Annotated in this window: 12 protein-coding genes and 1 pseudogene; 8 read left to right on the forward strand and 5 right to left on the reverse strand. The window is 67.3% G+C overall.

Annotation, left to right across the window (positions count from 1 at the left end; all coding sequences use genetic code 11):
* From GBZ26_RS19590 to GBZ26_RS19610, 5 genes are all read left to right on the forward strand, one after another.
* On the forward strand, window positions 1-2,248 hold a 2,248-nt coding region (locus GBZ26_RS19590), incomplete at its 5' end, for a hybrid sensor histidine kinase/response regulator (RefSeq protein WP_247884852.1).
* Entirely contained in the window at window positions 2,245-2,745 is a 501-nt protein-coding gene (locus GBZ26_RS19595) for a chemotaxis protein CheW (protein WP_014198311.1), read from the forward strand. The genes GBZ26_RS19590 and GBZ26_RS19595, both read left to right, overlap by 4 nt.
* A gap of 48 nt (window positions 2,746-2,793) precedes the next feature.
* Window positions 2,794-3,159 carry a response regulator gene (locus GBZ26_RS19600; RefSeq protein ID WP_174440282.1) on the forward strand — a complete coding sequence of 122 codons (366 nt, stop codon included), beginning with the start codon at window positions 2,794-2,796 and terminating at the stop codon, window positions 3,157-3,159.
* A gap of 138 nt (window positions 3,160-3,297) precedes the next feature.
* Window positions 3,298-4,398 carry a protein-glutamate methylesterase/protein-glutamine glutaminase gene (locus GBZ26_RS19605; RefSeq protein WP_174440290.1) on the forward strand — a complete coding sequence of 367 codons (1,101 nt, stop codon included), beginning with the start codon at window positions 3,298-3,300 and terminating at the stop codon, window positions 4,396-4,398.
* A complete protein-coding gene (locus GBZ26_RS19610; protein WP_174440283.1) occupies window positions 4,395-5,240 on the forward strand; it encodes a CheR family methyltransferase in 846 nt (281 codons plus the stop codon). The genes GBZ26_RS19605 and GBZ26_RS19610 overlap by 4 nt, the downstream gene beginning before the upstream one ends.
* A gap of 1 nt (window position 5,241) precedes the next feature.
* Here GBZ26_RS19610 and GBZ26_RS19615 read toward each other — a convergent pair whose 3' ends face one another.
* Complete coding sequence (locus GBZ26_RS19615) at window positions 5,242-6,177, reverse strand: transcriptional regulator GcvA (RefSeq protein ID WP_174440284.1); 936 nt, start codon at window positions 6,175-6,177, stop codon at window positions 5,242-5,244.
* A 134-nt stretch (window positions 6,178-6,311) separates the two neighbouring features.
* Here GBZ26_RS19615 and GBZ26_RS19620 point away from each other — a divergent pair, with 134 nt between their 5' ends.
* Window positions 6,312-6,548 (forward strand): DUF1127 domain-containing protein, encoded by a 237-nt coding sequence (locus GBZ26_RS19620; RefSeq protein ID WP_246653803.1) that lies wholly within the window; start codon window positions 6,312-6,314, stop codon window positions 6,546-6,548.
* A gap of 73 nt (window positions 6,549-6,621) precedes the next feature.
* Here the strand turns inward: GBZ26_RS19620 and ctrA are convergent, their stop codons facing one another.
* Window positions 6,622-7,353, reverse strand: a complete 732-nt coding sequence (gene ctrA, locus GBZ26_RS19625; protein WP_174440285.1) for a response regulator transcription factor CtrA — start codon at window positions 7,351-7,353, stop codon at window positions 6,622-6,624.
* Between the two features lie 277 nt (window positions 7,354-7,630).
* Here ctrA and fliI point away from each other — a divergent pair, with 277 nt between their 5' ends.
* Together fliI and GBZ26_RS19635 are read left to right on the forward strand one after the other, a co-directional pair.
* Complete coding sequence (gene fliI / locus GBZ26_RS19630) at window positions 7,631-8,977, forward strand: flagellar protein export ATPase FliI (protein ID WP_014198319.1); 1,347 nt, start codon at window positions 7,631-7,633, stop codon at window positions 8,975-8,977.
* A complete protein-coding gene (locus tag GBZ26_RS19635; protein ID WP_174440286.1) occupies window positions 8,974-9,411 on the forward strand; it encodes a flagellar export protein FliJ in 438 nt (145 codons plus the stop codon). The genes fliI and GBZ26_RS19635 overlap by 4 nt, the downstream gene beginning before the upstream one ends.
* Window positions 9,412-9,438: 27 nt before the next feature.
* Here the strand turns inward: GBZ26_RS19635 and GBZ26_RS19640 are convergent, their stop codons facing one another.
* From GBZ26_RS19640 to GBZ26_RS19650, 3 genes and pseudogenes are all read right to left on the reverse strand, one after another.
* Window positions 9,439-11,079, reverse strand: coding sequence for a sensor domain-containing diguanylate cyclase (locus GBZ26_RS19640; protein WP_174440287.1), 1,641 nt, complete (start codon window positions 11,077-11,079; stop codon window positions 9,439-9,441).
* Between the two features lie 125 nt (window positions 11,080-11,204).
* Window positions 11,205-11,567 carry a hypothetical protein gene (locus tag GBZ26_RS19645; protein ID WP_174440288.1) on the reverse strand — a complete coding sequence of 121 codons (363 nt, stop codon included), beginning with the start codon at window positions 11,565-11,567 and terminating at the stop codon, window positions 11,205-11,207.
* 14 nt (window positions 11,568-11,581) lie between these two features.
* Window positions 11,582-12,473: pseudogene (locus tag GBZ26_RS19650) on the reverse strand (hypothetical protein); the annotation flags it as partial.

Genomic DNA, 12,473 nt, shown 5'->3' on the forward strand with positions numbered 1-12,473 from the left:
CCCCGGCCCGCCCAGCACCGCGCTGGCCCCGGTCGCCGCGGAGCCGGCGGAAGAGCCCGCCCCCTCGCACGATCTGGTGGTGCCGGACCCCGATCCGGTCCCCGCCGCCGCCAAGATGCCCGCTCCCGCCGCGGAGGCCGCGTCCGGCGCCGGTGCGGGCGGCGAGGCCGCCACCAAGGAATCGGCGGTCGCCGCGCAGACCATCCGCGTCAACGTGGACCTGCTCGAAAACCTGATGACCATGGTGTCGGAGCTGGTGCTGACCCGCAACCAGCTCCTCCAGATCCTGCGGTCGCAGAAGGAGAGCGAGTTCGCTGCCCCGCTGCAGCGCCTGAACCACGTGACGTCGGAGCTGCAGGAAGGCGTCATGAAGACGCGCATGCAGCCCATCGGCAACGCCTGGGCCAAGCTGCCGCGTCTGGTGCGCGACCTGTCGCACGAACTGGGCAAGAAGATCGACCTCCAGATGCTCGGCGCCGACACCGAGCTGGACCGCCAGGTGCTGGAGCTGATCAAGGACCCGCTGACGCACATGGTGCGCAACTCCGCCGACCACGGCCTGGAGGTGCCCGCCGACCGTCTGCGCGCGGGCAAGTCGGAGACGGGCCGCATCACGCTGAACGCCTATCACGAAGGCGGCCACATCATCATCGAGATCCAGGACGACGGTAAGGGCCTGGCGATCGACCGGATCAAGCAGAAGGCGATCCAGAACGGGATGGCCTCGGAAGGCGAGCTGGCGGCGATGTCCGACCAGCAGATCATCCAGTTCATCATGAAGCCCGGCTTCTCGACCGCGGCGAAGGTCACCAACGTGTCGGGCCGCGGCGTCGGCATGGACGTGGTCAAGACCAACATCGAGAAGATCGGCGGCACGATCGAGATCAAGTCCCAGCAGGGCAAGGGCTCGACCTTCGTCATCAAGATCCCGCTGACGCTGGCCATCGTCTCCGCCCTGATCGTGGAGTGCGCCGGCGAGCGCTTCGCCATCCCGCAGATCAGCGTGGTCGAGCTGGTGCGCGCCGCCGCCGACAGCGAGCACACCATCGAGCGGCTGAAGGGCACGCCGGTCCTGCGCCTGCGCAACCGCCTGCTGCCGCTCGTCTCGCTGCAGGAGCTGCTGCGGCTGGACGACCAGGAGGGCGGCGAGAAGAAGACCGACGAGACCTTCATCGTGGTCACGCAGGTCGGCACCTACACCTTCGGCATCATGGTCGACCGCGTGTTCGACACCGAGGAAATCGTGGTGAAGCCGGTGGCGCCGATCCTGCGCCACATCGAGATGTTCTCGGGCAACACCATCCTCGGCGACGGGTCGGTCATCATGATCCTCGACCCGAACGGCATCGCGTCGGCGACCGGCGAGATGGCCATGGGCGAGACCGCCTCGAAGGAGACGACCTCCGTCCAGGCGACCCGCCAGGAGGACAAGATGGCGCTCCTGCTGTTCCGCGCCGGGGCCGGCGCGCCGAAGGCGGTGCCGCTGTCGCTGGTCGCCCGCCTGGAGGATGTCGACCTCGCCAGTGTCGAATCGTCCAACGGCATGCCGGTGGTCCAGTACCGCGGCAAGCTGATGCCGCTGGTGCCGATCGACCCGGGCTTCATGATCGGCCAGGAAGGCCGCCAGCCGGTGCTGGTCTTCGCCGACGGCGACCGCTCGATGGGCCTGATCGTCGACGAGATCGTCGACATCGTGGAGGAGCGTCTGGTGGTGCAGCTCACCGCCGACCGTCCGGGCCTGATGGGTTCGGCGATCATCGCCGGCAAGGCGACGGACGTGATCGACGCGGGCTTCTTCCTGACCCAGGCCTACAAGGATTGGTTCGGCTCGTCCTCGACCGATGCGTACGAGGAGGAGAGGGCGCTCCAGCGCGTGCTGCTGGTCGACGACAGCCCCTTCTTCCGCAACCTGCTGACTCCGCTGCTCTCGGTCGCCGGCTACGACGTCACCGCGGTGGAGAACGCCAACGAGGCGTTGGCGCTGTGCGAGGCGGGCGAGGACTTCGACGTCATCGTCTCCGACATCGAGATGCCGGGGATGAGCGGCTTCGACTTCGCCGAGGCGGTCCGCCAGGGCGGCACCCGCTGGAGCGGCACGCCGATGGTCGCCCTGTCCAGCCACGCTTCCCCGCGCGACCTCGACCGCGGCCGTCAGGCCGGGTTCACCGACTATGTCGCCAAGTTCGACCGTGACGCTCTGCTGTACGCGCTGCAGCAGACCCTGTCCGAGCAGAAAGGTGCCGCATGAGCAACGCCAAGCTGCCCGCCACCACCAAGAAGTCCAAGGGCGACGAGATCACCTCCGGTGGCAGCCAGGACTATGTGACCATGACGATCGCCGACCAGCTGTTCGGCATCCCGGTCCTGCAGGTCCAGGACGTGCTGGGACACCAGCGGATCACCCGCATCCCGCTGGCCCCGCCGGAGGTCGCCGGCTCGCTGAACCTGCGCGGCCGCATCGTCACCGCCATCGACGTGCGCCTGCGGCTCGGCCTGACGTCGCGCCCGAAGGACAAGCCGGGCATGTCCATCGTGGTGGACCTGCGCGGCGAACTCTACAGCCTGATGGTCGATTCGGTGGGGGAGGTGCTGAGCCTCTCCAACGATGACTTCGAGCGCAACCCGGCCACCCTCGACCCGCGCTGGCGCGAGGTGTCCACGGGCATCTATCGCCTGAACGGTCAGCTCATGGTGGTCCTGGACGTGCCGCGTCTGCTGAACTTCACCACGATGGAAGCGGCCTGAGGCGAACCCCCGGTCGGTGTGCAAAGCGAAGCCTGAGGCCCGTTCACCATGAAAGTTTGTCTGGTCGTCGACGACAGCCGCGTGGTCCGCAAGGTCGCGCGGAAGATCCTGGAAGAGCTGCACTTCGCCTGCACCGAGGCGGAGGACGGCAAGCAGGCCATGGAGTCCTGCGCGCACAAGATGCCGGACGCCATCCTGCTGGACTGGAACATGCCGGTGATGAACGGCATCGAGTTTCTGCGCCGTCTGCGCAAGATGAGCGGTGGGGACCTTCCCAAGGTCGTGTTCTGCACGACGGAGAACGACCTCGCCCACATCCAGGAGGCGCTGTCCGCCGGGGCGAACGAGTACATCATGAAGCCGTTCGACAGCGACATCATCCAGACCAAGTTCCAGCAGGTCGGGCTGCTGTGACGGGCGGGACCACCGCACCGCGCACCGTTCCGACCCTGAAAGGCTGATTGCGTTATGTCCGATCGTTTCGGCAGACCTCCTCCCCCCGCGCCGGCGGGGCATCCGACCGGCGCGGCCGGCGGCGATCCCGTCCGGGTGATGGTGGTCGACGACTCCGCCGTTATCCGTGGCCTTCTGACCCGCGCGCTGGAAGGCGACTCTGAAATCCGCGTGGTCGCGTCGGTCGGCGACGGCCAGATGGCGGTCAACGCCTTGCAGCGCAATTCGCTCGACGTCATCGTCCTCGACATCGAGATGCCGGTGATGGACGGTCTGACCGCCATCCCGAAGCTGTTGGCTGTGGCGCCGCAGGTGAAGATCATCATGGCCTCCACGCTGACGCTGCGCGGGGCCGACATCTCCATGCGCTGCCTGTCCGCGGGTGCCGCCGACTACATCCCCAAGCCGACCTCCACCCGCGAGATCGGCGGGGCCGACGCCTTCAAGCGCGAGCTGGTGTCCAAGGTCAAGGCGCTGGGCGCCGCCGCGCGCCGCGCCGGATCCCGCAGCCGCGGCGAACTGCGCCCGCTCTCCCCGGTGCCCGCCGCCTTCCTGAAACGTGAGCCGCCGCCCGTCACGCTGCGCCCGGCCCCGGCCGTCGGCACCGCCGGGCAGGTCAAGCCGGACGTGATCGCCATCGGCAGTTCCACCGGCGGTCCGCAGGCCCTGTTCGAGGTGCTGGCCCATCTGAAGACCGGCGTCACCCAGCCGATCCTGATCACCCAGCACATGCCGGCGACCTTCACCACCATCCTGGCCGAACACATCACCCGCCAGTGCGGGCTGAACGCCCAGGAGGCGAAGGACGGCGAGCCGGTCGTGTCGGGACGCTGCTACATCGCGCCGGGCGACTTCCACATGCTGGTGACCCAGCGTGCGGGCGCCAACGTGATTTCGCTGACCAAGGACCCGCCCGAGAATTTCTGCCGCCCGGCGGTCGACCCGATGATGCGGTCCATTCTCCGCGCCTTCGGCGGGCGCAAGGTCCTGGCCTGCATCCTGACCGGCATGGGGCAGGACGGGCTGAAGGGCTGCACCGAGGTGGTGAACGCCGGCGGCACCCTGATCGCGCAGGACGAGGCGTCCAGCGTCGTGTGGGGCATGCCGGGCGCCGTCGCCCAGGCGGGCATCTGTTCGGCGGTGCTGCCGCTCAAGGAAATCGGTCCCTACATCCGCAAGTTCGCATCGAGGGCAGCATGAGAGTCGAAGATTTCGACATGTTCTCCACGCTGCTCAAGCAGCGTTCCGGTCTGGTCCTGACCCGCGACAAGGCCTACCTGCTCGAATCCCGGCTGATGCCGGTGGCGCGCAAGTGGAACATGAAGGGGTTGGAAGAGCTGGCCGTTACCGTGCGGACGCGCAAGGACGAAGCGCTGCTGCGCGACATCACGGAGGCGATGACGACCAACGAGTCGTCCTTCTTCCGCGACCAGAAGCCCTTCGACCAGTTCAAGCAGATCGTCCTGCCGAAGATGATGGAGGCGCGCGCGGCGAAGCGGTCGATCCGCATCTGGTCGGCAGCCTGCTCGTCCGGGCAGGAGGCCTACTCGCTGGCCATGATGCTGAGCGAGGATGCGGCGAAGCTGGCCGGCTGGCGGATCGAGATCGTCGGCACCGACATCTCCGCGGAGATGGTGGAGCGCTCAAAGTCGGGCATCTACACCCAGTTCGAGGTGCAGCGCGGCCTGCCGATTCAAATGCTGGTGAAGCATTTCAAGCAGCAGGGCGACAAGTGGCAGATCAGCCAGCAGCTTCGCCAGATGGCCTCGTTCCGCGAGTTCAACCTGCTGGGCGACCTGTCGGGGCTGGGGCAGTTCGACATCGTGTTCTGCCGCAACGTGCTGATCTATTTCGACCAGCCGACCAAGACCAAGGTGCTGGAGGCGATCGCCCGCCAGATGCCGCAGGACGGCGTTCTCTATCTGGGCGGCGCGGAAACCGTGCTGGGCATCACCGACCGCTTCAAGCCGGTCGAAGGCCAGCGCGGCCTTTACAGCCTGGGCGGCTTCCAGGTGCCGAGCGGGCTCAAGGCGGCGGTGTGACTCACCTCGGTGTGATTGAAGGCGGTGTGATTGAAGGCGGCGTGACGGTGAGGCGGTCGGAGGCGCCTTCCTCCATGATCCAACGGCGGAAGGCGGCGATCTTGGGCCGGTCAGCGGTCACCTCCGGGCAGACGAGGTAGTAACCGAAGTCCCCCGGCAGGGCGAGGTCGAACAGCCGGGTCAGCCGCCCGCTCGTCAACTCCTCCAACACCAGAGTGCCGCGCGCCATGGCGATGCCCTGGCCGTTCTCCGCGGCTTCGATGGCGATGCCGATCTCGTCGAAGACCATTTCGGAGCTCGGCTTCAGGTCACCCAGCCCGGCCATGGCCAGCCAGGTCGCCCAATAGCTGTGGCCGGTTTCCTCGACCAGGACATGATGGCGCAGGTCGGCGGGCTGTCGCAGCGGCGTCGGCCCTTGCAACAGGGCTGGGCTGCACACCGGGAAGACCGCGTCGTCGAGGAAGCGGTCTGCCCGCAACCCCTCCCACTGGCCGAGGCCATGGCGAAGCCCGATGTCGATGTCGGCCTCGCGCTCGAAGTCGATTTCGTGCTGGCTGACGCTGATGCGCAGGTGGATTTCCGGGTGGCGGGCGCGGAAACGCCCGATCCGGCTCATCAGCCAGCGGCTGGCGAAGGAGGGCGAGACGCTCATCGTCAGCACGCCGGAGCGCTCATGCTCCATCACCCGCTCCAGGCCGGTGGCCAGCCGCGCGAAGGCGTCGCGCACGCTGGGCAGCAGGAGTTGGCCGGCGTCGGTCAGGACCAGCGCCTGATTCAGCCGGCGAAACAGCCGGATGCCCAGCCGATCCTCCAGCGTGCGGATCTGGTGGCTGATCGCGCTCTGGGTGACGTTCAGTTCCTCGGCCGCCCGGGTGAAGCTGAGATGGCGCGCCGCCGCTTCGAAGGCGCGCAGGCCGTTGAGGGGTGGGATCTGCATGGTTCCGCATCCGCCGGATTGTTGTCCGGCCGCATGAAATTCTCTCATGCAGGTTAGAGAAAGCATCCTTTGCGGACAAGCCGCTTCCGGGTGCATTCATGGGGAACGGAGATCATCAAGCGGAGTGTCGGATCATGAGCAGGAGAGCGCTTGGCGCCGTTTCCGCAGACCGGACCATGGTGTCCACCGGACAGGCTGGTGACGGCGCGCAGGGGTTTGTGAAGCGGGCGCTCGGGGAGGTGCTGGGCATGATCGCGCGCCATCGGCAGCGTCGCTCCCTGGCGGCGCTGGACGACCACCTGCTGCGCGATGTCGGGTTGAGCCGCACCGAAGCCCGCCGCGAAGCCGACAAGGCGTTCTGGCAGGAATGACTGCGTATGGCAGCGGGCTTCCGAGCCTGCCGCTTGCCACCATGAACTCTTAATATTGAGCGGCGGCCGGCGGTCAGCCGGCCGCCTGGGCCTGTTGGTGCGGGACGCGCGGCATCGGGGACGCGTCCTCATGCGGGTCGCGCAGCACATAACCGCGGCCCCAAACCGTCTCGATGTAGTTGTCGCCCTGGGTCGCCGCGGCCAGCTTCTTGCGCAGTTTGCAGACGAAGACGTCGATGATCTTCAGCTCCGGCTCGTCCATGCCGCCATAGAGATGGTTCAGGAACATCTCCTTGGTGAGGGTCGTGCCCTTGCGCAGCGACAGCAACTCCAGGATGCCATATTCCTTGCCGGTCAGGTGGAGCGGCTGGTTGTCCACCTCCACCGTGCGGGTGTCCAGGTTCACGGTCAGGCGGCCGGTGCGGATGATGCTGTCCGAATGGCCCTTGGAGCGGCGGACGATGGCCTGGATGCGGGCGATCAGCTCGCGCTTGTCGAAGGGCTTGGTCAGATAGTCGTCGGCGCCGAATCCCAATCCCTTGATCTTGTGGTCCAGTTCCGACAGACCGGAAAGAATGAGGATCGGCGTGGTCACTCGAGCGGCGCGCAGACGGCGCAGCACCTCGTAGCCGTCGATGTCCGGCAGCATCAGATCGAGGATGATGATGTCGTAATCGTACAGCTTGCCGATTTCGAGTCCATCCTCACCGAGGTCGGTAGAGTCGACGATGTAGCCTTCCGACTGGAGCATCAGTTCGATGCTCTTGGCCGTGGAGGAATCGTCTTCGACCAGCAGAACCCTCATGGCGATATCCTGATGTTTGATGGCGCGTTTCTGGCTTCCGAAGCGGCGTTGCTGTCCCGCAGTTCCTTAACCAATTCCCTTAACAGATCCGCTCGTCTGTTTACACAGGTTAACAGACGATTCAGCTTAACGCCAGAGGCATAGCACTTCATTTAACGTTAATGTTTTTGGACGAGCATGACGCGGGCGGCATGGCGGCGGACTCCGAGCCCACTGCAAATTGCGCCGCCCGAGCCCGGCTCACCCGTCCCAATCCCGTCCGCTGATCCGCAAGACCGTGCCCGCCGACGTCGCCCGCATCCTTCAGGAAATCGAGTCCGTCTCCGGCTGCAGCCGGTTCGGGCGGGTCACCGCCGTGCTCGGCCTGCTGGTCGAGGTCGGGGGGATCGAGAAGGAGCTGTCGGTGGGTGGCCGCTGCATCGTCGAATCCCGCGACGGCCGCCAGGTTCCCTGCGAGGTGGTCGGCTTCCGCCAGGGCCGCGCGCTGCTGATGCCCTTCGGCTCCATCGACGGGGTCGGGCTGGGCTGCCGCGCGCTGGTGTCGGACAGCCAGCCCATGGTCTTCCCGACGGAGGCATGGCTCGGCCGCGTCATCAACGCGCTGGGCGAGCCGGTGGACGGCAAGGGGCCGCTGCCCAAGGGAACGCACGGCGTTCCCATCCGCAACAACCCGCCGCCCGCCCATTCCCGCGCCCGCGTGGGCGAGAAGCTGGACCTGGGCATCCGCGCCATCAACGCCTTCCTCACCTGCTGCCGCGGCCAGCGCATGGGCATCTTCGCCGGTTCCGGCGTCGGCAAGTCGTCGGTGATGTCGATGCTCGCCCGCTTCTCCGGGGCGGAGGTCGCGGTGATCGGTCTGATCGGCGAACGTGGGCGCGAGCTTCAGGAATTCATCACCGAGGATCTCGGGGAGGAGGGTCTGGCGCGCAGCGTCGTGGTCTGCGCCACCTCCGACGAGGCGCCGCTGATGCGCCGCCAGGCCGCCTACATGACGCTCGCCGTGGCGGAGGCCTTCCGCGACGCCGGTTGCAACGTGCTGTGCATGATGGACAGCGTGACCCGCTTCGCCATGGCCCAGCGCGAGATCGGCCTGTCGGCCGGCGAGCCGCCGACGACCAAGGGCTATCCCCCGACCGTCTTCGCCGAGCTGCCGCGCCTGCTGGAACGCGCCGGGCCGGGCCTCAGCGGGTCGGGCTCCATCACCGGCCTGTTCACCGTGCTGGTAGAAGGCGACGACCACAACGAGCCCATCGCCGACGCCGTGCGCGGCATCCTGGACGGCCACATCGTCCTGGAGCGCCAGATCGGCGAGCGCGGGCGCTACCCGGCCATCAACATCCTGCGCAGCGTGTCGCGCACCATGCCCGGCTGCAACTCCCCCATGGAGAACGAGCTGGTGAACCACGCGCGGCGCCTGATGTCGTCCTACGACAACATGGCGGAGATGATCCGCCTGGGCGCCTACCGCAAGGGCACCGACCCGCAGGTCGACGAGGCCATCCATTTCCAGCCGGCCTTGGAAGCCTTCCTGAAGCAGGGCAAGCGCGAGGCGACCGACCTCGACAACAGCTACGCCCAGCTTGCCGCCATCTTCGGCATTGAACAGTGGCCGCCGCAAGAATGAGCAGTCTGAAGACCATCATCCGGCTCCAGAAATGGAAGCTCGACGAGAAGCGCCGGGCGCTGGCGGAGCTGCAGAACCTCGCCGACCGTCTCCAGGCCGAGATCGAACGGCTGAAGGAGGAGATCGCGGCGGAGCGCGACACCGCCCGCGGCAACGTCGAATACGCGTTCACCTACAGCAACTACATCCAGGCGGCGATGGACCGCGGCAAGCGGCTGACCCAGTCGATGGGGCAGGTGGAGGCCCAGATCGCCGTCGCCACCGACGAGATGGCTGAGGCTTTCCAGGAGCTGAAGCGCTACGAGCTGGCCGAAGAGGAGCGGCTGAAGCGCGAGAAGGAAAAGCTCAAGCGCAAGGAAGCCAACATGCTGGACGAAACCGCCCTGGTCGGCTTCCGCCGCCGCCAGCAGGAGGAGAGCAGCGTCGAATCCTGACGGGCCGGCCTGTTCCGGTCAGCCGGTTCAGGTCGCCATGGCGTTGCCGGTGGGAAGATTCGAAGTGGGAAGATCCGAATAGGACACCACGCGCGCGCGGCCGGCGCGTTTGGCGGCGTACAGCGCACGGTCGGCGTGCTGGAGCGCCACGGACAGGTCCGCGGCATCCGCCGGCCAGAGCGCGACACCAATGCTGCACCCGATCCGGACGTCGAGCCCGTCGGCTGTGATCGGAGCGGAGACGCTGTTGATGATCCGTCGGGCCACCTCCATGGCGTAGTGCGCCTGATGGCCGTCGGCCAGGGAGAGCAGCACCGCGAATTCGTCGCCGCCGAGGCGCGCGGCGAAATCCCCCTGGCGCACGCAACGGGCCAGCCGGTCGCCGATCTCCTTCAGCACCAGATCGCCGGTGTGGTGGCCGTGCTGGTCGTTGATCGGCTTGAACCCGTCGAGATCGATGTAGAGGATGGCGATCGCCGTCTGATCCTGCGCCGGCTGGTCCCGAAGGCGCTCCACATGGGCTTCGAAGAAGCGCCGGTTGGCGAGCCCGGTCAGGCGATCCTCGAAAGCGATGGCGCTCAGCGTCCGTCCCATCGTCCGCATCGCCTGGGCGACCTGGCTGAATTCGGACGGGTGGACCGGCGCGGGCGTGCAGGGGGCATGGGGGTCGAAGAGGTCCGACGACAGGAACGCCGCCGACGCCTTGAGATCCCGCAGGCGGCGCAGGACCATCACCTCCATCAGAACCCACACCCCGACGACGATGAGGAGCACCACGCCGGCCATGACGCCGGTCCCCAGAAGCAGGTTCCGGTCGGCCGCGGCCAGAATGTCGTCGCGCGCGACGGCGACGACGATCTTGGCGCCGGTTTCCTCCAGGGTCGCGAAGCCGCTGATCCGGGGGATGCCGTCCAGACCGTCGTCTTCGATGATCCCGGCCTCCTCCTCCATGATTTTTCGAACCATCGGGTGATCGGCCATCGATCGCCCGACAAGCCCCTGCGGGTCCGGCACGCGGGCGAGGATCGTCCCTTCGGAATCGAACAGCGATACGGTTCCACCGGACTCATGCGCGATTTCGACGGACAGTTCCGCAAGCCAGCTCAGGTCCACCCCGGCCAGCAGGACGCGGATGACCGACCCATCGTCACCGACAATCGGCAGGGCCGCGACCACGCGGGGTTGCTTGCTGTTCTGCCCGATCAGGAAGTTGCTGACCGTGAAGCCGCGCGTCGCCAGGGCTTCACGGAAATAGTCACGATCAGCCACGTTCATGGGCCGGCTCCTGTTGCTGCTGCACAACAGGTTGCCATCGGGGTTGAACACCCCAAAGCCGGTGCTCCAAGGATAAAGATCGGTCGCCTGTTTCAACATCGTCGCGCAGCCTTCGGGGCTCGCCTCCCGGATGTCGGGGACCAGGGTAAGAAGCTGAAGGACGCCGTGGGCCTGCTGCACGATCTGCGCCTGCTGCAGCGCTCCCCGGTCGGCCAGCAGGCGGGTGGCCTCCCGCGCCCGCCCGATGTCCTGGCTGCGCTCTTGAAGCAGAAGGACGACGACCAGACCCACCATCGGAAGAAGGGCGAGCAGGATGAAGGCTTCGAGGCGTGCGCGGAGCCCGACGCGCGCCCACAGGGTTTGGACGCGCCTTAATATTCGTGTACGTTTCAACAGACTCATCCACGCACCGGCCGACCCGCTTTATTCTCATGCGGGTTGAGGAAATCAAGCGGCGAAAGCTGTGACTTGGCGCGGTGCAGCCATGCTGGACGACGGGTGAGGCGGGGATCGGAAGATCAGACGCGCCGCATCCGGGCGAAAAGATGCGGGTTGTCCCAACCGGGCTGGCGGTCCTCGATGACCACGCGCTGGGGGACGGGCAGGGTCCGCTCCACCGTGACCTCCACCCAGCGGGGGATCAGCTCGTTGTTCAGGTCGTCGAGCACGGCGATTGCCAGCGCCTCCGGCCCGGCTGCTGCCGCGGTGCCGGACAGGGCGCCGAGATAGGCGGCGATGCCCTCAGGCGTGGCGACCGCGCGGTCGGGGACGTAGCGCAGGGTGAGGCGGGTGCCGGGCGCCGGTTCGCCGTGCAACTCCACCAGATAGTCGTGGCGGGCGTCCGGGTTGGCGGCGGTGGTCAGAAGTTCGCGGCGGTGCATGGCGTCCAGGCTCGTCAGGCGGTGTAGCTGCTGCCGCCGGCCCCGGTCCGGGTCAGCTTGACCCAGCATTTGGCGCCGGACTGGAAGGACAGGCCGCCGATGTAGCCCACGGCGCGGATGCTGTCCGCGAAAATCTGGATGAGGTCCAGGCGGATTTCCGGCGTCAGCGGGGTGTGGCTGCGCAGGATCAGGTCGAACCGGTTGGGCTGCACCAGCCCGTCGAGCTGCATCGGACCGAGACGGCTGAGATCCAGGTCGAGCAGGAAGCGGCTGCCCTTGTCGCCGCCCTTGCGGCCCGTCTTGCCGTCCTCTTCCGCATTTATGGGATGGATGTGCAGCTTGATCGGCAGCAGCCCGTTGGCGTCCATCATCGGCAAGGTGTAGGGGCGCCAGTCGCCCGGCAGGGGATCGCCCGCCTGCTGCTGGAGGCTGCGGAACTCGCGCTCCAGCTGGGACAGCAGGCTTCCCTGGCCGGATTTCTCCAGGGCGGAGGCGGCGTCCTCGCCGAGCCAGCCGCGGGCGTCGCCGCCGCGGATCGCCGACAGGAAGAAGCTCATCGCCGCGCCCAGTTTGCGGTTCGGCTGCGGCATCACCGTGCCGATCAGCGCCTGCGCGGCGGAGCGGTCCACCCCGGCCAGGGCGGTGAGGAGCTGGCGCATCGCGGGCCAGTCCCGCTCGCTCAGCGGTCCCGGTTCCGCGGCGAGCGGGGGCGGCGCGGTCTGGAGCGCCTTGGCCGGGTCGGTCAATGCTGCGGTGACGGCGCTGCCCTGCGGCAGGCTCGCCTGGACGTTCAGCGCCAGCATGCCCTGCGGCGTGGCAAGGATCGGCTGCCCCTGCGGCGTGCTTCCGGCCACCATGCCCTTCAGCACCGGCCCGTCGGGCGTCTCCGGCATCGTCGGGAAGATG

The organism is Azospirillum formosense (assembly GCF_013340925.1).
Taxonomy (GTDB): Bacteria; Pseudomonadota; Alphaproteobacteria; order Azospirillales; family Azospirillaceae; genus Azospirillum; species Azospirillum formosense.

What these genes read in the sequence shown, in the direction of transcription:
- GBZ26_RS19595 (WP_014198311.1), top strand. Translation starts at nt 2,245, where the DNA reads ATGAGCAACGCCAAGCTGCCCGCCACCACCAAGAAGTCCAAGGGCGAC.
- GBZ26_RS19600 (WP_174440282.1), top strand. Translation starts at nt 2,794, where the DNA reads ATGAAAGTTTGTCTGGTCGTCGACGACAGCCGCGTGGTCCGCAAGGTC.
- GBZ26_RS19605 (WP_174440290.1), top strand. Translation starts at nt 3,298, where the DNA reads ATGGTGGTCGACGACTCCGCCGTTATCCGTGGCCTTCTGACCCGCGCG.
- GBZ26_RS19610 (WP_174440283.1), top strand. Translation starts at nt 4,395, where the DNA reads ATGAGAGTCGAAGATTTCGACATGTTCTCCACGCTGCTCAAGCAGCGT.
- GBZ26_RS19615 (WP_174440284.1), bottom strand. Translation starts at nt 6,177, where the DNA reads ATGCAGATCCCACCCCTCAACGGCCTGCGCGCCTTCGAAGCGGCGGCG.
- GBZ26_RS19620 (WP_246653803.1), top strand. Translation starts at nt 6,312, where the DNA reads ATGAGCAGGAGAGCGCTTGGCGCCGTTTCCGCAGACCGGACCATGGTG.
- ctrA (WP_174440285.1), bottom strand. Translation starts at nt 7,353, where the DNA reads ATGAGGGTTCTGCTGGTCGAAGACGATTCCTCCACGGCCAAGAGCATC.
- GBZ26_RS19635 (WP_174440286.1), top strand. Translation starts at nt 8,974, where the DNA reads ATGAGCAGTCTGAAGACCATCATCCGGCTCCAGAAATGGAAGCTCGAC.
- GBZ26_RS19645 (WP_174440288.1), bottom strand. Translation starts at nt 11,567, where the DNA reads ATGCACCGCCGCGAACTTCTGACCACCGCCGCCAACCCGGACGCCCGC.